Source organism: Thermoleptolyngbya sp. PKUAC-SCTB121 (genome assembly GCF_016919485.1).
Lineage (GTDB): Bacteria > Cyanobacteriota > Cyanobacteriia > Elainellales > Elainellaceae > Thermoleptolyngbya > Thermoleptolyngbya sichuanensis.
Window position 1 is genome coordinate 2,656,862 of record NZ_CP070366.1, and the last position, 20,578, is coordinate 2,677,439.

Genomic DNA, 20,578 nt, shown 5'->3' on the forward strand with positions numbered 1-20,578 from the left:
TTTTGGGATACTTACTTCTGTTCTTCGGGCACGACGCGGGAGGCAATGAAGCCGATCAGCGCGTTGAGCAGCAGCCCCACCAGACCGACGTAGATAATGGCCAGGATCACTTCACTGTTGCTGCCGCTGTTGTAGGCATCCCAGATAAAGAAGCCAATGCCCACGCCGCCCGTGAGCATTTCTGCGGCAACGATCGCCAGCCAGGACAGACCGATGGCAATCTTGAGGCCGGTGAAAATATAGGGCACAGTGGCAGGCAGCAGCACCTTGAAGAAGTAATCGAGTCGGGACAGCTTTAGCACGCGGGCAACGTTGTTGTAATCCTGAGGAATGTTTTGCACGCCAACGGCCGTGTTGATGATGATGGGCCAGATGGCGGTGATGAAAATCACGAAAATGGCAGCGGGCTGGGAGTCGCGGAAGGCCGCCAGGGAAATGGGCAGCCAGGCCAGCGGCGGCACGGTTCGCAACACCTGAAAGATGGGATCAATCGCCTGAAACATCAGCACACTTACGCCGATCAGGATGCCGAGGGCGATGCCAGCGATCGCCGCCAGGAGATAGCCCACCGCCACCCGCTGCAAGCTGGCCGCAATTTGCCAGAACAAGCCCTGATCTGTACCGCTGCCACGATAGAACGGGTCGATGATCAAGTCCCATGTATCTTGCACCACCTGGATCGGCCCTGGCAGGGGCGCATTGTCGCCTGAACACACCAGTTGCCAGATGCCCAGGAGAATGAAGAGGGCGATCGCTGTGGGGATGGAACGGCGAATCGTCTTGCCAAGCCATGCGCCCAAGCTGGAAGAGAGCGATCGCCCAGGCCGGCGGGGAGAAGAGAGGTCGGCTGTCATACGCTAGGGGTTAGAATTAGGATTTAGGGCAGAAAGGTTGAACTATGGGAACAGAAGTCGGGGGATAAATAAGATAAAGCAAGAGTCCTTCATGCCTCAGTAGCTTTACTCACTTGTTTACTTACCCCCGACCGCATTACACCTTTTTAATCTTCAGCGACTTTAAGTACTCGCTCGGATTTTCGGGATCGAATTTCACGCCATCAAAGAAGGTTTCCACGCCGCGAGAGGTGCTAGCGGGAATGGCGGCTTCCTGCCCGATCGCCTTGGCGGCTTCGCGCCACAGGTCTTCCCGGTTTACCGCGTCAATCAGCGCTTTGGTGTCGGTGTCAGCAGGCAAGTAGCCCCAGCGGATATCCTCCGTCAGGAACCACAGGTCGTGGCTCTTAAACGGATAAGATGCCGCATCGTTCCAGAACTTCATCAGCAGCGGGCTATTTTCGAGCTGGCGCACACCCATATCAAAATTGCCCTTGGCCCGCTCTAGGATGTCTTCTACAGGCACCTTCAGCCATTCTCGCCCGGAGATAATTTGGCACATCTCCTCCTTGTTGGCCATGTCATCGCACCACATCTGAGCTTCTTGCACTGCCATCAAAATTGCCTTCGCTGCATTGGGGTGTTGTTCTACCCAATCAGCCCGCATCGTCAGCGATTTTTCAGGGTGATCTGCCCAAAACTCGCCTGTCGTGATGGCGGTATAGCCCAAGTCTTGGTTTACCGTTTGAGCAGGCCAAGGCTCACCCACGCAGAAAGCTTCCATGTTGTTGACCTTGATGTTGGCCACCATCTGCGGCGGCGGCACCACAATCGTCGAAATGTCTTTGTCGGGGTCGATGCCGCCTGCCGCCAGCCAATAGCGCATCCACAGGTCATGCGTGCCACCAGGGAACGTCACGGCTGCTTTAATCTCGCCCTTCTCAGATTTCGCCTTAGCAAAGGCTTCCTTGAGTGGCGCGCTGTCAGTGCTAATTTTCAAGTCCTTGTAGGTGTTGGCAAGGCAAATCCCCTGACCATTCACATTGAGCCGAGCCAGAATATTCATCGGCACCTTCTGATTACCTTTGGTAATCGTGCCTGCCGACATTAGGTAGGGCATAGGGGTCAGAATGTGCGCTCCATCGATGCCGCCGCCAGCAGACCCCAGCTCCAGGTTGTCGCGAGTGACAGCCCAGGAAGCCTGCTTCAGCACTTCCACATCGGGCATTCCATACTTAGCAAACAGTCCTTTTTCCTTAGCAATGATCAGGGGTGCGGCATCGGTCAGGGCGATGAAACCGAGCTTGGCAGTGGTCACTTCGGGCGTATCGGCTGCGGCTACGGGTGCGGGCGAGGCCGGAGCGCTGGCGGCCGGGCTGCTGGTATCCGAAGGCGACGAGCCGCCGCTGCATCCATTGGCCAGGATCGTTGCGCCTGCCGTCACGCCTGCCGTAAAGATAAATTTCCGCCGAGAGAGTCTAGACATAGGTTCAGTTCTCCGAAGTTGTGGTTAGGGTAATCAGTTGGCAAATTTTGGGATGTAAAATCCCCTACCAGTTGCGCCCGGTGTCAAGATCCGGTGAGAAACTGGCTGAGTGAGGGATAGGATTTGGGAACGGGTCAGAAATCAGGTAAAGATAAGCTGCTAAGCGCCGATACCTGACCCCTGGACTCTGAGCACCTGGCAACTTACTTCGGTCGTGCGCCGAAGTTTTCGATCAGCAGATTCCGCAGGATGGGCTTGAGGTCGTCGCAGGGAATGCCTTTTTGGACGCAGGTGCCGAGTTCGGCGTGTTTGCCGACTTTGCCGCCCATGTACAAGTCCACGCCTTCAGCAGCTTTGCCGTCTTTGCGGACTTTGGTGCCCATCAGACCGATGTCGGCGACCTGGGGCTGGCCGCAGGAGTTGGGGCAGCCTGTCCAGTGGATGCGAACTGGGCGCGTGATTTCCAGTTCAGATTCCAGTTCGTTGATCAGCGCCATTGCTCGGTTTTTGGTTTCGATCAGGGCGAAGTTGCAGAACTGGGCCCCAGTGCAGGAAACGAGCGATCGCACGAGTAGCCCCGGACTCACCGAAAACTTCTCTAGCAGCGGCTCCTTCAGCAAGGGCGCAACGCGAGAATCGGGCACGTCGGGAATAATCACATTTTGCTCGACGGTTAGGCGGATTTCGCCGCTGCCGTAGACCTCGGCAATCCGCGCCAGGTCAAACATATCGGGCGCATACAGCCGACCGACGGGAACATGCAGCCCCACGTAGTTCAGCCCCGGCTGCTTTTGGGCGTGGATGCCGATGTGGTCGCGCTTGTCCCACAGGATTTCGTCCTTGGGCGCGGCAGTTTGCAAGGGATGTCCCAACTGCTGCTCCACTTCGGCACGAAACTTATCCATGCCCCACTCGTCGATCAGCCACATCAGGCGAGCTTTTTGGCGATTGGCCCGCAGCCCGTGATTGCGATAGACGATGAGGATGGCTTCGCACAAGGCCACCACATCACGCGGATCGACCCAGGCATTGAGCGGCACAGCGGCTTCGCAGCGCTTGGCCGAGAAGAACCCGCCCACCAGCACGTTAAACCCCAGCCGTCCGTCCTTGTAGGCAGGTACAAAGGCGATGTCGTTGATCTCGGCGTGTACCGAGTTGTCGCGGCATCCGGCGATCGCAATATTGAACTTGCGCGGCAGGTTAGTGAACGACGGGTTGCCCTCGCCGTTGTTGGTGATCATGTCCTGCACCTTTCGCACCAGCCCGCGAGTGTCAATCAACTCGTCGGCATCAATGCCCGCCACGGGCGAACCCGTGATGTTGCGAACGTTGTCCATGCCGGACTGGATGCTGGTCAACCCTGCCTGCTCAAACCGCCGGAAGATATCGGGAATATCTTCTAGCCGAATGCCGCGAAGCTGGAGGTTTTGCCGCGTGGTGATGTCGGCGTTGCCATCTTCGCCGTAGCGCTCGACAACCTCCGCCAGCACCCGCATCTGTCCGCTCGTGAGAATGCCATTGGGCATCCGCATCCGCAGCATGAACTTACCCGGCGTGACGGGCCGAAAAAACACGCCCATCCACTTCAGGCGATGGTCGCGGTCGGTCTCATTCATCGCTTCCCAGCCCAGACGGGCAAAGTCTTCCAGTTCAGACTTGACCGCCAGACCATCTTTTTCGGACTTGAGCTTCTCGAACTTATTCAGACTGGTTTCTGCTGGAACGGTACTGGTCATAGCAAGAGACCTTGGATGGAAGAAACGGCAAGTAATGCTGCGCGTAGACCTGCGTTTTTGACTCAACGCCTAGAATTAGAACCCGTGTTGGCTAAAACTTGTGTCTAAAACTTGTGTCTACGGAGACTTGACTAACGCCGCAAGACTCAAGCCTGCATTGCCTTGCATGATTGATACGTTAGAAGCATTAATTCTGAAAATTCGTAGCTCCTGTTACAAAAATTTTCGTTGCATGAAATTTACGAATTGCAACAATGCACAACCTGCATAATGAACCTGAGCCTGACTCAACAAAACCCAGCGCTTCTGGCTAGAATCCAAGAGCAGTCAAGGCATTGACCGCATTTTTCTATCTGGCGGCACAGACGAGTATGGTCAGCAATCCGCGTATTTTATCTGCCCAATCGCAGGACTTCCCGCTGCTTCCGCAGGCAGAGGATGGGGCGATTCCCGCAGGGAGCGCTTCGCAAATCGCCGCCGATTGGGAATTGCTGGTACAGCGGGTACAGCAACACTTGGGGCATCTAGAAGAACAGTTGCAGACCAGTGGTATCCGCCCCGCTCGAACAGAACTGGAAACGCTGAGTCAGTGGGCGATCGCTGTACTGTGTGAGGGCGACTTTCAAGACCGCTGGGACATGGCCAAGCTATTTCCTCGGCTAGAAGCCTTGGCGGCTGAACCGGCAGAGTCTGTCAAGCAACTGCTGCTCGACCCGCTGCTGGCGCTGCTGCAAGACGAAGAGGAAGACCCGGATACGCGCTGGTTTGTGGCTCGGATCTTAGGCGAGTTTCGTCAGCCTGCGGTGCTGACAGCGCTGGTTCACCTATTGCAAACCGCCCCCACCGAAGATTTGCAGCAGATCGCGGCGGCGGCGCTGGCAGGCTTTGGAAAAGCGGCGATCGCCCCCCTTGCCCAACTGCTCCAAGTTCCCCACACGCGCCTGCTGGCCGTGAAAACCCTGTCCCAGATTCAAGATCCCGGCGTGGTTCAGCCGCTGATGAAACTGCTGCGCGATCCTGACCCACAGGTGAGAGCCGCCGCGCTCTCTGCCATCGGCAGTGCCCGCGATCGCCACATTCCTGACCTGCTAATTGCAGCACTGGGCGACTCCTCAGCAGCAGTGCGCCAGGTAGCAGTGACGGAACTCGGTTTTCGCGCAGACCTGCTGTCGGACTATGACCTAGTGAGCTTAATCTATCCGCTGCTGCTGGATGCTAGTGCTGGCGTGGCCCAGCAAGCGGCGATCGCCCTGGGTCGCCTGGGCACCAATCCGGCCGCCACCGCGCTCTACCGCGTCGCCCACTTGTCCCACACGACCCATCCACAGCGCATGGCGCTAGTGCAAGCGCTGGGCTGGATGGGCACACCCACTGCCCTGCACCATCTGCATCGGCTGGCGCTCCAGTGGAGCGAGGAAGCCCCATCCGCCCCACTGCTACACGCTACGATTCAGGCAATGGGTCGCGTCGAAGTCCCAGAACTGCGCTGGCAGGCGGCCCGCTATCTGGTGGAACTGTTGGAACTGTTGCACGGTAATCTACCTGCGGTGCAAACTGCTGCCGTGAAACAGGCGATCGCCCTCCAGCTTGGAAAATTGGGCGACCTTGACGCGCTGGATGCCCTGGTTCACCTGGCAACCGAGCCGGATCTGGGCGTGAAACTCCATGCGATCGCCGCCCTCAAGCAGCTTCACCCCGACCAAGGTCGGCAGCAGCTCGAAGCACTGTCCAACAACCATCAAGTTTCAGAACAAACCCGGCAAGAAGTGGCGATCGCCCTCGCAGAGTGGTAATCCAATTTCCATTCCTCCCTCTTCCCTCTTCGTTCTTCCCTTTTCCCTCTTCCTTTTTCGTTCTTCCTTTTTCGTTCTTCCCTTTTCCCTCTTCCCTCTTCGCGAGGATGTAATTTGGCGCGGCTACTCGATAGAATCGTCAAACATCCTCCTCAAGAGGCAGTCGCAAACGCTTTCGCTGGGTGCTAGGGTTCGGTAGGCTGGGTTTGCCTAAATTTAGGGTTGCCTGGTCGATTTTACGTAATTTGAAGCGCTAAGCGCGGATCAACGGGATAGAACAGGGGTTGCCGTCTGGAAAGATGGCTGCTTCAGAGTTTTGTTTTCTTAACAAATTTCGTTTGAACTAGTTCGAGCTTTATCAATAGGACTTACGCAGTAGGACTTACGCGGTGGGACGATTTCTCGCGGAGAAATCGTCCAAAACCCAGAAAACTTATCGTAAGTAAGTCCTGATTACAATAAACCTTTGAAAGATGCCCGAAACTGGGGGATTTATGCAGACATTGACGGTGGCTCCGATGGTGCAGGGTAGCGATCGCTTTCACACGTTGCAACGACAACTGCGCGATCGCTGGCAAACCATCGATCAATTTGACCGGGGAGAACATGACATTCTGATCGTTCCCTCCCTGACGCTGGATCAGCGCGAATTGCAAAAGGTCAAAGGGGTTCACCATTACGAAGAGCGGCTGCTGTTTTCGCTGATTCGCCTGCGGAATCCGGGCACGCGGCTAATCTACGTCACGTCGCAGCCAATTCACCCCAGCATCATCGACTACTATCTGCACCTGCTGCCCGAAATCCCCTACTCCCACGCCCGCGATCGCCTCATCCTGCTGTCTACCTACGATTCGCATCCCAAGCCCCTGACGCAAAAAATCCTGGAGCGGCCGCGCCTCGTCCAGCAAATCCGCAGCCTGCTGCGCCCCGAAAAAGCGTATATGTCCTGCTTCAACGCCACTGCGCTAGAGCGGGAACTGTCGCTTCAACTGGATATTCCGCTCTATGGGCTGGACCCCGACCTGCTCTATTGGGGCACCAAGAGCGGCAGCCGCCAGGCCTTTGCCGAAGCCAACGTGCCCCATCCCGACGGCAGCTTGCAGACCTGGACCGCAGAAGAACTGGTGCTGGCAACGGTAGACCTGTGGGAGCGTCGCCCCGACCTGAAGCGGATGGTCGTAAAGCTAAACGAGGGCTTTTCGGGTCAGGGGAACGCGCTGCTGGATCTGCGGCCGCTCTCCGCCGTTGCGCCGGGGCAGGCATCCACCGAAGCCCGACGGGAAGCGATCGCCCAGGCGTTTCACTACCTCAGCTTCCAGAGCGACACCGAAACCTGGGACAACTTCAGCAGCAAAATTCCCGAACTGGGGGCGATTGTCGAAGCGTTTATCGAAGGCGAAGAAAAGCGATCGCCCAGCGTCCAGTGCCGCATTACGCCGCTGGGTGAGGTCGAGGTGCTGTCTACCCACGACCAGATCTTGGGCGGGCCCGACGGGCAAATCTTTTTGGGCTGTCGCTTTCCAGCGGACGAGTCTTACCGGATGCGCCTGCAAGACTATGGCTATGCAGTGGGCAAGGTGCTGGCAGAAAAGGGCGTTTTGGAACGGTTTAGCATTGATTTCATGGCAGTCCGGCCAGACGCGACGGAGGACTGGGATTTGCAGGCGATCGAAATCAACGTCCGCAAAGGCGGCACAACGCATCCCTTCATGACGCTGAAGCTGCTCACCAGCGGCAGCTACGATCCCCAAACTGGGCTATTTCTCAACCAGCACGGTCAGCCCAAATATTACATCGCCACCGACAACTTGCAGAGCGATCGCTATCTCGGCTTGCTGCCCAGCGACCTAATGGACATCATCGTGCAGCATCGCCTCCACTTTACGCCCATTACCGAAACAGGCAGCGTGTTTCACATCATGGGCTGCCTGTCGGAATACGGCAAACTGGGGCTGACCAGCATCGGCGACTCGCCCCAGGACGCAGAAGACCGCTATAACCAGGTGATCGCCACGCTCGATCAGGAAACTGAAGCGAACCTGTCGCACCCGTTTCATCCTGCGTCCCACACGCCGCCCATCAACTGGCACTTTCACCACGAAGGCTAGCGCCTGCTTGGGAGGGGGCTGGAAACGGTTGGGTTGCGCGTGTCTTGCACAATCCACCTTCTCGGATTTTTGAGGAAAAATAGCTGGCGATCGCCCGCATGATCGAACTGCGTCACCTGCGCTATTTCATCACCGTGGCCGAAGAACTGCACTTTGGGCGGGCCGCCGCACGGCTGCACATGGCCCAGCCGCCCCTCAGTCAGCAGATTCGTCAGCTAGAGGAGGAATTGGGCTTCCAGCTTTTCTACCGCACCAAGCGCAGCGTGCAGCTCACGGAGGCAGGCGCGGTGTTTTTGGCGGAATGTCGGCGAATCATGCAGCAGTTGGATCAGGCCGTGCAACTGGGGCAGCAGGTGAGCCGGGGCGAACGGGGACAACTGGTGATCGGCTTCGTCAGTTCCGCAGCCTACAGCGTGCTGCCGACGCTGCTCCGGGGCTTTCGCGCCGCTGCGCCGGATGTCAGCCTGGAACTGCACGAACTGACCACCGACCAGCAGGTGCAATGGCTGCGCGATCGCCGCATGGACGTGGGCCTCGTCCGCCCGCCCGTAAACGAGCCAGACTTCTGCCTGATGCCGCTGTGTGAGGAGCCGCTCGTCGTCGCCCTGCCCCAGCAGCATCCCCTCGCGCAGCAGCCGAGCGTGTCGCTCAAAGATTTGGCGGGCAAACCCTTCATTTTGTTTCCCCGGCCGCTGGCTCCCGGACTCTACGACCAGATCATTAGCCTCTGCCATCAGGGCGGCTTTAGCCCCGCCATCGTGCAGGAAGCAATCCAAATGCAGACCATTATCAGCCTAGTGGCCGCAGAAATCGGCGTGGCCATTGTTCCCCTGTCGCTGCAAAACCTCCAGCGCACCGGGGTTGTGTATCGCGAACTCCAGGAACCCACCCCCAAGGCGGCGATCGCCCTCCTCACCCGCCAGCCCGACCCCTCGCCCACTGTGCAGCGATTTTTGGCGATCGCCCAAAAAATAGGCAAGAGTTAGAGGTTAGGCTAAATCGGGGATCATTCTTAGGGGAGCGGATTCAGGCAGTGATGGAGTGTCGCAAGTCCCCAAATCCCCTACTAAGTAGGTGGACATTAATAAACATAAAACCCAAAGACCCTGCGCCGCCCGCTGAGCGGGCGGCGCAGGGTTCAGGATCTGTTTTTTAATCTGGTCTATCTACATTAATAGCTAATACCAGTCGCCCTATCTCAATTCGCCAAACCTCATGCCTCAACCCCGTTGGAACCTCCTCCTTGCCCCCCAAAAGCGAAGCTGGTTTCGCTCTGCCCTGCAACTACGTGGCTCGGTCGTGCCCTACGTCTTGCCCAGAGCGTTGCTATGCGGACTGTTTGGAGAACTCATCGCCATCCTACATGCCCGTGACCTCGCAGTTTCGATTCCGGCGCTGTCTGGGCTGATTCCCAATATCGTGCTGGGCTTGCTGCTGGTCTTCCGCACCAACACCGCCTACGAGCGCTTCTGGGAAGGGCGAAAGCTGTGGGGCACCCTGACCAACACCACCCGCAACTTGGCGCGGCAAATCTGGGTAAATGTGGCTGAAAAGAATTCTCAAGATCGCGCCCAAAAGATTTCTATCTTGCGATTATTGGTTGCGTTTGCAGTGGCCACCAAGCTGCACCTCCGCAAACAGTCTTTTGAAGACTTGATGCTCCTTGATTTGCTCCCCAAAGATTACTACTTTAAGCTGCAAAATACCAACACGCCACCCTTAGAAATAGCCTTTTGGATTAGCAGCTATTTACAAAAGCAGCGCCGCCGAAATCGGCTTACAGCCTATCAACTCGACACAATGCAAAAAATGATTAGCACGATGGTCGATGTGCTGGGAGGATGTGAACGAATTTTAAGAACGCCTATTCCCCTGGCTTATGTGATTCATTTGAAACAATTGCTGTTGCTTTATTGCCTGACGTTGCCCTTCCAATTGGTCGCAGATTTACAGTGGGCGACCGGGCCCATCGTTGCTCTCATTACCTTTACGCTGCTGGGCATCGAAGAGATTGGCATTGAAATTGAAAACCCCTTTGGCACCGACGCAAACGATTTGCCGCTGGATGCAATGTGTTTAAATATGCTGCGGGATGTTGAAGATTTAATTAGTCTGGGGTCTGCTTGGGCAATTGATTCTAAGCCCTTAGCGGAAACTCAAGTTCAACCCAAAGATGCTTATGCTGCTGAATAGTCTTGGCATCGGAGAGCAATGCTTGGGCGATATTTTAGTGTTTTTTGGGCACTGCTTAATACAAAAGCTCTCAAAGAAGACTTGGGTTTGTATAATCGCTATTGAATTCGTTGTGAATTGTCATGATTTTTTGTGTTTTGAGAATCTTTCTTATTAAGAAATTGTGTGGTAGTTGACGGCTTTTTTTAATCTGTATACTGTGTTGAGTATCGACTGAAAAAAACCAGGAAACCTGCGATCATTGAGGAGCGCACCTATGGCTATTACGGCAAGTCCGATTCAAACCTTTGAGCAGATGAAAGACAACCCCATCGGGTTGGAGATGAACGTCACCACAGCGGTTTGTGAAGGCTTTAACATTGTCCTGGCAAGCTTCCAAGCGCTGTATTTGCAATATCAAAAGCATCACTTTGTGGTGGAAGGCTCTGAGTTTTATCAACTGCACGGATTTTTCTCGGAAGGCTATGACGAGGTGCAGGGCCATGTCCATGAGATTGGTGAGCGGCTAAACGGTCTGGGCGGTGTGCCCGTTGCCAGCTTCAGCAAACTGGCAGAGCTATGCTGCTTTACGCCAGAGCCGGACGGCGTATTTTCCTGTCGGGCCATGGTGGAGCATGACCTGAGCGCAGAGCAGGAAATCATCAAGGTGATCCGGCGGCAGGCTGGGCAGGCAGAGAGCCTGGGCGATCGCGCCACTCGCCACCTCTATGAAAAGATCCTGCTGGAGTCGGAAGATCGCGCCTTCCACCTGTCGCACTTCCTGGCCCACGACAGCCTCACACCGGCCTTCACCTTAGCCAGTCAGAATTGAGGATAATAAGGGGCAGATTCCTTTTTGACTCAACCCTAGCCAAATTCTGAATTGCCCGCCCATCTTCCCGCCTACCTTTTGGTGACTCACGGCAGCCGCGACCCCAGACCTCATGCCGAGGCTGGGGTTTTGGCGCATCAGGTTGCGGCGGAGTTGCGACGGCGGGAGGCGGGTGGGCTGCCGCCGCTGGTGGAGACGGCCGCACTGGAGCTAAGTCCACAGCCGTTGCACCAGCGAATCTTGCAAGTGGCGACGCAAGCGCTGACCCTGGGGGGCGATCGCCTCGTGATTATCCCGCTATTTTTGTTGCCGGGGGTGCATGTAATGGAAGACATCCCCGCTGAGGTGGCGATCGCCCGCCAGCAGGCTAGCCCGCGCCTGTCCATCGAGATTGCGCCCCATCTGGGGAGCCACCCCAGGCTGGCAAACTTATTGCCTGCCCCAAATTCTGAACCTGTGGCCCGAATTTTGCTGGCGCACGGCAGTCGTCGCCCCGGAGGCAATGCGCCCGTGGAAGCGCTGGCCCAGCAAATCGGGGCGATCGCCGCCTATTGGGCCTTGCCGCCGGGGCTTGCCGATCAGGCCGCCAGGCTGGTAGCTCAGGGCGCTCAGCAGGTGGACATTCTGCCGTTTTTTCTGTTTCCCGGCGGGATTACCGAAGCGATCGCCCAGGACGTGCGCGACCTGTCCACGCAGTTTCCCACCTGCCAGTTCCGGCTCTATCCGCCGTTCGGCGCGACTCCCCAGCTTGCTGCGCTGGTTCTGGATCTGGCGACCTGTCCGCTGGGTTGGGGCGAGGCGAGGCGGTCAGGCTGAGGGTTTTTCCCCTCTGCTGAGTGGGGCGACGTTTCCAGCAATCACTGCCGCAGAACGAGCGGAAGGCGGAGCCAGACGGTGGTTTGTCCTGCGCTGCTGCAAATGCCAACGCGGCCGCCCAGCAGTTCCGTGAGCTTTTTGACCAGCGCCAGCCCCAGGCCAGTGCCGCTGTGCCTCCAGGGGTCGCTGCTGGGGATGCGATAAAACCGATCAAACACGCGATCGCACTCCTCTGGAGGGATTTCGACCCCTGTGTTGGTGATGGTGATGAGTAAGTGAGGGAGTGGAAGGGGGCTGGAGAGCGGGCTTTCAGATTCGGCTCCATCTTGTTCCACTTCGTCGCGCTCCATGCGGTCGCTGCTGAGGCTGGCTCGCACCTCGATGCGTTCGCCGATGGGGGTATATTTGCGGGCGTTGTTGAGCAATTCAGTGAGGATGCGCTCAAAGTGGCTGAGGTCGGTGGTGAGGGGCGGCAGGTCGGGCGGCAGGTCAAGGCTGAGGTGCTGCTGGTGGCGATGGATGCGGTCTAAGAAGGGTTCCGCAACGTGGGAAATCCAGGATTGCAGGTGAATGGGAACAGGGTGCAGCAGATCGACTTCGGCATCGAGCCGGGAAAGGTCAAGCAGGTCGTTGATTAGATTAATCTCTCGCTGACATTCCTCTTGCAAAATCTGCACATAGCGCCCTAGCGGATGGCTGGGGTTGTCGAGGATGCCCTCTGCTCGAAGGGTTGTTTCAACCATCTGAGCTGCCATTTTGACATTGGCGACGGGGGTTCGTAGCTCGTGAGAAATGGTGCAAAGAAAGTCGTCTTTGAGCTGATTCAGGCGGGCCAGTTCGGTGACCTGGGCCTGGGCGGCCTGATAGAGGCGAGACTGGCGGAGGGCGATCGCGCACTGGTTGGCCACCTGCTGCACCAGCCGCACCTCCAGCTCGTTAAAGAATTCATCGGCGGGCCGCAGCAGCACCATGTCTCCCAGGACTCCCTGATCGTCTCGGATGGGGCAGGAAAAAATCGTACAGTGTTTGGCCACTGGGCGGGTCAGCAGACGATTCGCGAAGCGATCCCTACGGGAATCGCGCGTCACCTCGTTGGCATAGCAAAACTGCTGATGCATTCCCTGCAAAAGCTGGCGATAGAGATCGGGATAGTCTGCCATGAGGATCTGCGTGCCCTCTTCGGACTTAACCTCGCGGGTATAGTCGCAGTAGATGGTGGAAACCTGGTTTTCGGCATCGTAGAGCGCGGTGTCGCAGCAGAAGACCCCAAGCGCCTGCCCCAGCTCTTGCACCGCCGTTTGCAAGATTTTGCGCTCGTCGAGGCTATCGCGGACTTGGTCAGTAATTCGCTTGAGCAAGGCTTCGAACTCAAGAGACTGGCGCAGTTCGCCCGTGCGCTCGGCCACTTTGGTTTCTAGCTCGGCGTTGATCCGCTGCACTTGGCTGTAGAGTTCCGACTGCTGCACGGCGATCGCCAACTGGTTGGCCAGTTGCATCAGCAAATCTATCTCCCAGGTCTGCCACTCTCGCAAAGATTGGCATTGGTGAACACACAGCAGCCCCCACAGATTGCCGTCGCAGTTGATGGCAACGGTCAGACCAGATTGCACGCCCACGCGGGTCAGCATCTCGCGAAACTCTGGCGAGAGGTTCGCCGTGTGAATGTTGTCGATGCGGGTGGGTTGAACTTCGGTGCTGGGGCGATTCGCGAAGCGATCCCTATGGGAATCGCCATATTGCCGCAATAGCACTTCTTCGACCCGACCGCAGACCTGGGGATCGTCTAGCACCACGCCCCAACCGGGCAAGCTCGATTCCACAATCGCCTGGGCAGGTTGCGTGGAAACCTGATGAAAGCGGTAGATCAAAGCGCGATCGCACTGAAACAACTGCCGCACGTCCGTAACCACAGAGTTCAAAATTTCGCTTAAATCGAGCGACTGGTGAATATGCCGCGTCACGCGAGACAACAGCCGTTCCCGCTCTACCTGGAGCCTTTGCGCTTCTTCCGCATCCTTGAGATGGTGGATATCGGTCATGGTGCCAATCATCCGCACGGGCGTACCATGTTCGTCGCGGAGGATCTGCGCTCGATCTAGCACCCAGCGGTAGCTGCCGTCTTTGCAGCGCAGCCGATACTCGACCCGAAACAGGGGCAGCGCTCCCTGGCAGTAGGCTTCGTAAACCGACATGACCCGCGCGTGATCATCGGGATGGATGCGCTGCTCCCACGCTTCGTAGGTTTCTGAGGGTTCGTCGGGCTGGTGGCCCAGCATGGTCTTCCAGCGCTCAGAGTGGAAGGTCTTGCCCGTGATCAGGTCTGCATCAAACACGCCGTCATTGGTGGACTGGACGACGGTTTGCCAGCGCGTTTCGCTGTCTTGCAGGGCGAGTTCGGCTTGTTTTCGCTGGGTAATATCGATGCAGGCGATCGCCACGCCATAGTTTTCTAGCGGAATCGGCGCAGCGCAGACATTCACCCATTGCACAGAGCCGTCGGCGCGAACAATGCCCTTTTCAACATTATGAACAGGCTGTTGCGCTGTCAGAGCGCGGACGCTGGCGAATTCCTCTGGCGGCATGGGGGTGCTGTCTGGCCGCAGCATGGGCTGGGCAGGGCGATCGCACGCATAGCGCGTTTGCTCAACCGCCGGAATGCCCAACATTTCCTCCAGTACCGGATTCACCTCCACAATCCGACCCTGTTCATCCGTCATAGCAATGCCCACGGGCACAGTTTGAAACAGGGTTTCGTATTTGCGCTGGCTTTCGCGCAGGGCCGCTTCGATTTGTAATCGTTCAGTCACGTCTTTGGCGATCACCAGTTCTGCCCGCCGCCCCTGGTAGGTGAGCCGGTACGAGGTAATTTCCACTTGGATCGGACTGCCATCTTTTTGGGTGTGTAGCCAGATGCCCGAATCTTCCATGCCCTGATTCACGGCAGAGATCATCGCCAGCAGCCGAGGAATCTCCTCTGGTGGGCGGATTTCTGCCAGGGTCATGCTGAGAAATTCCTCGCGGCTATAGCCATATTTCTGCACCGCCGCTTCATTCACCATGAGAAACGCCAGCGTGTCTAGGTCAAACACCCACATGGGCAGGGGATTGCTTTCAAACAGCAGCCGGTAGCGCTGCTCCGAGGCTTGCAGCGATCGCTCTGTCTCTTGGCGCTTGAGCAAGGCGGCGATCGCCCCCGATAGACTTTGCAGCCATTCCAGCAGCGATGGCGACACCTCCTGCCGCTGGGGATGTCCCAGGCTAAGGGTGCCGAGGGTGCGTCCGTCTGCGGTCAGCGGCAGGCACACGAACGTAGCGATCCCCAGCACCCGCAGCAGTGACGTGCGATCGCCCGGAACCGTCGCTTCAGGTTCGTAATGCCGGATCAGCGCTTGCCCCGTTTGCGCGACCACGCCCGACATGGTTTCTGCAACTGGAAACTCCAGCGTCGGCGCGTGGGTACAGGCTCCCCTGCATTCGCGAGTCTGTTCATTAATCCATTCGCCGCCCCATCCCTCTATGGCTTCCCCGACGGCTGGATCTGCCGAACAATCCACGCCACACAGCCCCTCAAACACCATCGTCTGACGGGTCGTGTCATATCGCTCAATGGCCACGATCAGAAAGCCCGTCGCTTGCCGCACCTCTTCGGCAATGCAGCGAAACACATCCGGCGTAGATTGGGCGTTTAGGCTGAGCGTTAGAATGCGGTTGAGGGTGCGCTGTTCCTGGTGATAGCGCTCTAGCTCTAGCTCCATCTGTTTGCGGCGAGTCACGTCGCGCCCGACGGCTTGCAGTTCGATCAGTTCGCCAGATGGGTTAAAAAAGCCCTGGACGATCCACTCATACCAGGTCATTTCGCCCGTTGCGCTCCAGACCCAATGTTCGTGGGTTTGAACCGGGCTATCTGGGGTCAGGGTTTGAATTTCGGTCAACTGCTGAGTGACGCGGCCCTGCTCGTTTGGATGAACCAGGTTGACGAGGGGCTGCCCCAGCAGTTCGGCTGCGGATTTGCCAAAGCGATCGCAATAGGCCGAATTCACAAAGGTCAGCACGCCATTGGGCAAAAAGCGGCAAACTAGCTCGGTTTGGCTATTCACCACGGCTTGATAACGGCGAGCGCTCCCTGCTTCGTCTGCACGGCTGCTAGAGGGATGGGTGGCACCAGGATCGGGGTTCATGCAGCCTTTAACACGAGTCTGACTGAGCAGACAAAGGGATTAAATTAACGATCTTAACGGTCTTAAATTGATTACCTTAAACCGATTTCAGCCATTTGATTGACAATGCACCCTCTTTCTTCAGAGTAGCAAGAGAGCCACAATCTCTAAAAATTCTTAACAAGTCTGGTCTTCACTCGCCAAGATGAGCCGATATCTAAGCGCTGCAAATTGGGCTGAGTGGGTCTGCAAATCGGGCTGCAAATCCGGGCTGTCCGCAGGCAACCAAGCCTGTGTAACGCTATGTTAAGGAATGGATGCTGATCCATGTGCCCTGATGACAGTACTCTGAAGTATTCTGACGACTGTGACCCAACGTATTCTTCTCTGGTTCCGCAACGACCTCCGGCTCCACGATCATGAACCGCTGCATCGGGCGATCGCCAGCGGCGCAGAGATCGTCCCGGTCTACTGTTTCGACCCGCGCCAGTTTGATAAGACTGCTTTTGGCTTCCCCAAGACAGGCGCGTTTCGGGCCCAGTTTTTGCTAGAGAGTGTAGCTGATTTGCGGCGATCGCTCTGCGGCCTGGGCAGTGATTTACTCATTTGCCAGGAGTGCCCTGAACTTATTATTCCCCGCCTGGCAGCAAAACTGGCGATTTCTGCGGTCTTCTATCACCAAGAAGCGACCGCCGAGGAGCAAGCAGTCGAAATCGCCCTCAGCAATGCCCTAAAGCCGCTGGGCGTTCGGGTGCAATCGTTTTGGGGACATACGCTCTATCATCCCGATGATTTGCCCTTTGATCTGTCGCAGCTTCCGGAGTTGTTTACCGCTTTTCGCAAGCAGGTCGAGCGCGACTCATCGGTCAACCCGCCCCTGCCTGCGCCCAAGTCGCTGCCGCCCCTGCCAGAGGATTTGCCAGACGACTGGCCAGACGATTCGCACAAACCAGGCGAAATTCCCACTCTGGCAGACCTGGGGCTGATGCCGCCTGCAACCGATGCGCGGGGGGTGCTGCGGTTTCAGGGGGGCGAAACGGCGGGACTGGCACGACTCAAGGATTATTTTTGGGAGGGCGATCGCCTGCGGGTATACAAAGACACGCGCAACGGCATGTTGGGTGCAGACTATTCCTCCAAGTTTTCGCCGTGGCTGGCGTTGGGCTGCCTGTCGCCGCGCCTGATCCACGCCGAAGTCGGTCGCTACGAAGCAGAGCGCATCAAAAACGACTCCACCTACTGGCTCATTTTTGAACTGCTCTGGCGCGACTATTTTCGCTTTATCTGCGCCAAGCACGGCTCCAAAGTGTTCTATCCCTCTGGTCTCCAGGGCATTCCCATCCCTTGGCAGCAGGATTGGCAGCGGTTTGACCTGTGGCGCAAAGGGCAGACGGGCTTTCCGCTGGTGGATGCCAACATGCGAGAACTGGCCGCCACCGGGTTCATGTCCAATCGTGGACGGCAAAACGTCGCCAGTTTCCTAACGAAAAATCTGGGCATCGACTGGCGCATGGGCGCAGAGTGGTTCGAGTCGCTGCTGATCGACTACGACGTATGCAGCAACTACGGCAACTGGAACTACACGGCGGGCGTGGGCAACGACGCTCGCGGCTTTCGCTTTTTCAACATCCTCAAGCAGTCCAAAGACTACGATCCGCAGGGCGACTATGTAAAGCACTGGCTACCAGAACTGGCGAACGTGCCCGCTGCTAAGGTGCATGAACCCTGGAAACTGTTGCCCGTCGAACAGCAGCGCTTTGGGCTACGGCTGGGCGTGGATTATCCCAATCCCGTGGTGGACTTGTTCAAATCGGCAGAAGCGAACGAAAAAATCTACAACGCCGCCACGCAGGGTTGGAGCGCGGCTCCCAAGCCCAAAGCCTTGCAGCGAGGCAAGCGTCGGCGCTAAGAAGCCCTGACATCGATTTGCGATTTTGGATTTGCGATTTTGGAGTGCCCGTCAAGCTCTGCAAGATTTCTAGCCATTCTTTTCCTGGCTCCGCGCAGGCGATGTGGCTAGCAGAATTGGTATAGGGTGGTTAGCAGAATTGATACAGGATTGAGACAAGAAAGCGCCCGAAAAGCAAGACTGCTCCGACAGCATCCTGTTGACCTTGCAATCCGAAAAAACTCGCACTACCGTATGGGCAGAAAGGGTTCCTAGAGCCGTGGTTTGACCGATAGAAATTTCTCTGGGCTGAGGGATCGGCCTGAAGAGAATCTCTTAGGACTTACGCAGTTGGAGGATTTCTTGCGGGCTGCACCCGCAAGAAATCCTCCAAAACCTAGAGAACTTATGGCAAGTGCGTCAGTCCTGTCTCTCAGAGGGTGTTTGAAAAGGTATCGCCTGTAATGTTAAGCACTCAGAGATCCCCCCTAGCCCCCCTTAACAAGGGGGGAAACCGCCTTAAAGTCCCCCTTTTTAAGGGGGATTTAGGGGGATCTAGCACGCTTTGCTACAAACAGTAGGACTTTTCAAACATCCTCTCAGAGGGTGTTTGAAAAGGTATCGCCTGTAATGTTAAGCACTCAGAGATCCCCCCTAGCCCCCCTTAACAAGGGGGGAAACCGCCTTAAAGTCCCCCTTTTTAAGAGCTAATTTGTAAAGGAGCCTGAAAGCCTTGTTAATCAAGGATTTCCGAGAAACCGCTTTTCCTGGGCAAACATGACCTCAAAGCCACACATGCCAAGAGTTTCAGGCTTCTTAAGATTTGCTTCATAAATTAGCTCTAAGGGGGATTTAGGGGGATCTAGCACGCTTTGCTACAAACAGTAGGACTTTTCAAACATCCTCTAAAGGCAGTTTCTAGGTTAAATGTCTGATTGATTCTTCTGGTTGATTGTGTTTAGGAGTGAACAGAAATCATGGCTCGACGAAACGGTGCGGTAGGCGGGTTTCTCCGCGATTTTCGAGAATTTGCCCTGAAGGGAAACGTGGTTGACTTGGCGGTGGGTGTAATCATCGGCGCAGCCTTTGGCTCGATTGTGCAATCGCTGGTGGACGACATCATCATGCCCATCATCGCCCTGATTTTTGGCGTAGATCCGGCGGCAGGAATTTCGGGCATCACAATTATTGGTGCTATTCCCGTGGGCAATTTTTTGGCCGCCATTATTAACTTCCTGATTATTTCCTTTTCGCTGTACCTGGTGATCAAGTGGTTTGCTTCGTTTAAGCGCAAGGAAGCCGATCCCGAAGCGCCTGATTTGGCTGAGGTGAACACTCGCCTAGCGGATGCGGTGGAGCGCCTGACGGAAACGCTAGAACGACGCTAGTCGCGACGATGCGAGGGCGTGGGGGTGGGTTAGGAGTTAGGAGCTTAATTGCTAGCTCATCACCGCCAAATATTCGCCCCGATCGCACACGCCGGTAATCTCCAGCGCATCGTTGAACATCGCCAGGTTTGCGACGTAGCCAGGTGCGAGATAGCCCAGACGATCGTTCACGGCGATCGCCGCGGCGGGATAAGCACTCGCCATCCGCAGTGCCTCGTCTAGGGGCAGCCCAATCGAAACGCAGTTGCGGATGGCCTCGATCATCGTCAGCGCAGAGCCGCCCAGGGTTCCCTCGGCCGACACGCACTTGCCCTCGCGGTAGAACACCACCTGCCCGCCAATCCTGAAGGAGTCCATCTGAGTGCCAACGGGCGGCGTGGCATCGGTGACAATTAGCAGCTTTTCACCTTTCATGCGGTGGGCCAGGGCGATCGAGCGCAGGTGGGTGTGATGACCGTCGGCAATAATTCCGGCATACACGTCATCTCGGTCAAAGGCAGCGCCTACCAGCCCCGGACTGCGCCCCAGCCAGGGCGACATGGCGTTAAATAAATGCGTCACCATGCCCACGCCTGCGTCGAATCCGGCGATCGCCTGCTCGTAGGTTGCATCGCTATGGCCGGCGGACACCAAAATACCTGCATCTGCCAGCGTCAGAATATCGTCTATCTCTACGATTTCGGGAGCCAGCGTCAGCAGCAACACAGAATTGCGACCCGCCGCCGCGATCTGCTGAATCATTGCTGGTTCGGGCCGACGGATGTAGCGCTCGTTGTGGATGCCCTTGCGCTTTGGGTTTAGATAGGGCCCTTCCAAATGCAGCCCTAGCACGTTATGGGGGCGAAATTTTCGATAGTCGCGCACCAGTTCCATCGCCCGCAGCATATCCGTATCCGACGTGGTGATCAGCGTTGGCAAATAGCTGGTGGTGCCGCTTTTAAGGTTGGTCGTGTGCATGATCTCCAGCGTCTTGGCTGTAATCTCGTCGTTGAACATGACTCCCCCACAGCCGTTCAGTTGCAAATCGACAAAACCGGGTGAAACGTGGTCGCCTTGCAAGTCAATAACGCCGAAAGAGTCGGGTAAATCCCAGGACGGGAGAATGTCGAGAATGCGATCGCCCTCAATCAGCAGCGCGTGATCGACCAAATCTTGCTCACCAGTATGCAGTACGCAATTTGTCAGGGCGTAGGGGCGCATAGTTAGGACAAAATAAAAGGCAAAAGGCGTTCGCGCTGCCGTTCGTGAATTCGTGTATCAGCTTGAACGAAATTAGTCTTGCTGACGTTTCATCTGACGTTCATCTGATGTTCTAACTGTGGGATCAGTGCAGAGCAGAAGGGCGATCGCCCCCGGCAACAGCACGTCC

At 56.6% G+C, this 20,578-nt stretch carries 13 protein-coding genes; 8 read left to right on the forward strand and 5 right to left on the reverse strand.

Going from position 1 to position 20,578, the window contains the following annotated elements:
* Positions 1 to 11 precede the first annotated feature (11 nt).
* From ntrB to JTM80_RS11045, 3 genes are all read right to left on the reverse strand, one after another.
* On the reverse strand, positions 12 to 854 hold the full coding sequence (ntrB, locus tag JTM80_RS11035) for a nitrate ABC transporter permease (RefSeq protein WP_172358055.1): 843 nt from the start codon (positions 852 to 854) through the stop codon (positions 12 to 14).
* Positions 855 to 990: 136 nt separating this feature from the next.
* Positions 991 to 2,319, reverse strand: coding sequence for a CmpA/NrtA family ABC transporter substrate-binding protein (locus JTM80_RS11040; RefSeq protein WP_172358054.1), 1,329 nt, complete (start codon positions 2,317 to 2,319; stop codon positions 991 to 993).
* A gap of 203 nt (positions 2,320 to 2,522) precedes the next feature.
* The gene (locus tag JTM80_RS11045; RefSeq protein WP_172358053.1) at positions 2,523 to 4,055 is read right to left on the reverse strand and encodes a ferredoxin--nitrite reductase; all 1,533 of its coding nucleotides are present in this window, start codon (positions 4,053 to 4,055) and stop codon (positions 2,523 to 2,525) included.
* Positions 4,056 to 4,390: 335 nt separating this feature from the next.
* On the opposite strand from JTM80_RS11045, the gene JTM80_RS11050 reads away from it, so the two are divergent.
* The 6 genes from JTM80_RS11050 (at position 4,391) to JTM80_RS11075 (ending at position 11,776) form a co-directional block, all read left to right on the forward strand.
* Positions 4,391 to 5,848, forward strand: coding sequence for a HEAT repeat domain-containing protein (locus JTM80_RS11050; RefSeq protein WP_172358052.1), 1,458 nt, complete (start codon positions 4,391 to 4,393; stop codon positions 5,846 to 5,848).
* A gap of 494 nt (positions 5,849 to 6,342) precedes the next feature.
* Positions 6,343 to 7,956 (forward strand): peptide ligase PGM1-related protein, encoded by a 1,614-nt coding sequence (locus JTM80_RS11055; protein WP_172359045.1) that lies wholly within the window; start codon positions 6,343 to 6,345, stop codon positions 7,954 to 7,956.
* 101 nt (positions 7,957 to 8,057) lie between these two features.
* On the forward strand, positions 8,058 to 8,942 hold the full coding sequence (locus JTM80_RS11060) for a LysR family transcriptional regulator (RefSeq protein WP_172359044.1): 885 nt from the start codon (positions 8,058 to 8,060) through the stop codon (positions 8,940 to 8,942).
* A 229-nt stretch (positions 8,943 to 9,171) separates the two neighbouring features.
* Positions 9,172 to 10,149, forward strand: a complete 978-nt coding sequence (locus tag JTM80_RS11065; protein WP_172358051.1) for a bestrophin family protein — start codon at positions 9,172 to 9,174, stop codon at positions 10,147 to 10,149.
* Between the two features lie 256 nt (positions 10,150 to 10,405).
* Positions 10,406 to 10,960 (forward strand): Dps family protein, encoded by a 555-nt coding sequence (locus tag JTM80_RS11070; RefSeq protein ID WP_172358050.1) that lies wholly within the window; start codon positions 10,406 to 10,408, stop codon positions 10,958 to 10,960.
* 51 nt (positions 10,961 to 11,011) lie between these two features.
* Positions 11,012 to 11,776 (forward strand): sirohydrochlorin chelatase, encoded by a 765-nt coding sequence (locus tag JTM80_RS11075; protein ID WP_172358049.1) that lies wholly within the window; start codon positions 11,012 to 11,014, stop codon positions 11,774 to 11,776.
* Between the two features lie 41 nt (positions 11,777 to 11,817).
* Here JTM80_RS11075 and JTM80_RS11080 read toward each other — a convergent pair whose 3' ends face one another.
* Positions 11,818 to 15,954 (reverse strand): PAS domain S-box protein, encoded by a 4,137-nt coding sequence (locus tag JTM80_RS11080; RefSeq protein ID WP_205371188.1) that lies wholly within the window; start codon positions 15,952 to 15,954, stop codon positions 11,818 to 11,820.
* 346 nt (positions 15,955 to 16,300) lie between these two features.
* Here JTM80_RS11080 and JTM80_RS11085 point away from each other — a divergent pair, with 346 nt between their 5' ends.
* A complete protein-coding gene (locus JTM80_RS11085) occupies positions 16,301 to 17,842 on the forward strand; it encodes a DASH family cryptochrome (protein WP_172358048.1) in 1,542 nt (513 codons plus the stop codon).
* A gap of 956 nt (positions 17,843 to 18,798) precedes the next feature.
* Positions 18,799 to 19,209: a large conductance mechanosensitive channel protein MscL gene (gene mscL, locus JTM80_RS11090; protein ID WP_172358047.1), complete on the forward strand. Its 411-nt coding sequence runs from the start codon at positions 18,799 to 18,801 to the stop codon at positions 19,207 to 19,209.
* Positions 19,210 to 19,260: 51 nt separating this feature from the next.
* Here the strand turns inward: mscL and nagA are convergent, their stop codons facing one another.
* On the reverse strand, positions 19,261 to 20,409 hold the full coding sequence (nagA, locus tag JTM80_RS11095; RefSeq protein ID WP_172358046.1) for an N-acetylglucosamine-6-phosphate deacetylase: 1,149 nt from the start codon (positions 20,407 to 20,409) through the stop codon (positions 19,261 to 19,263).
* Between the last annotated feature and the right edge of the window lie 169 nt (positions 20,410 to 20,578).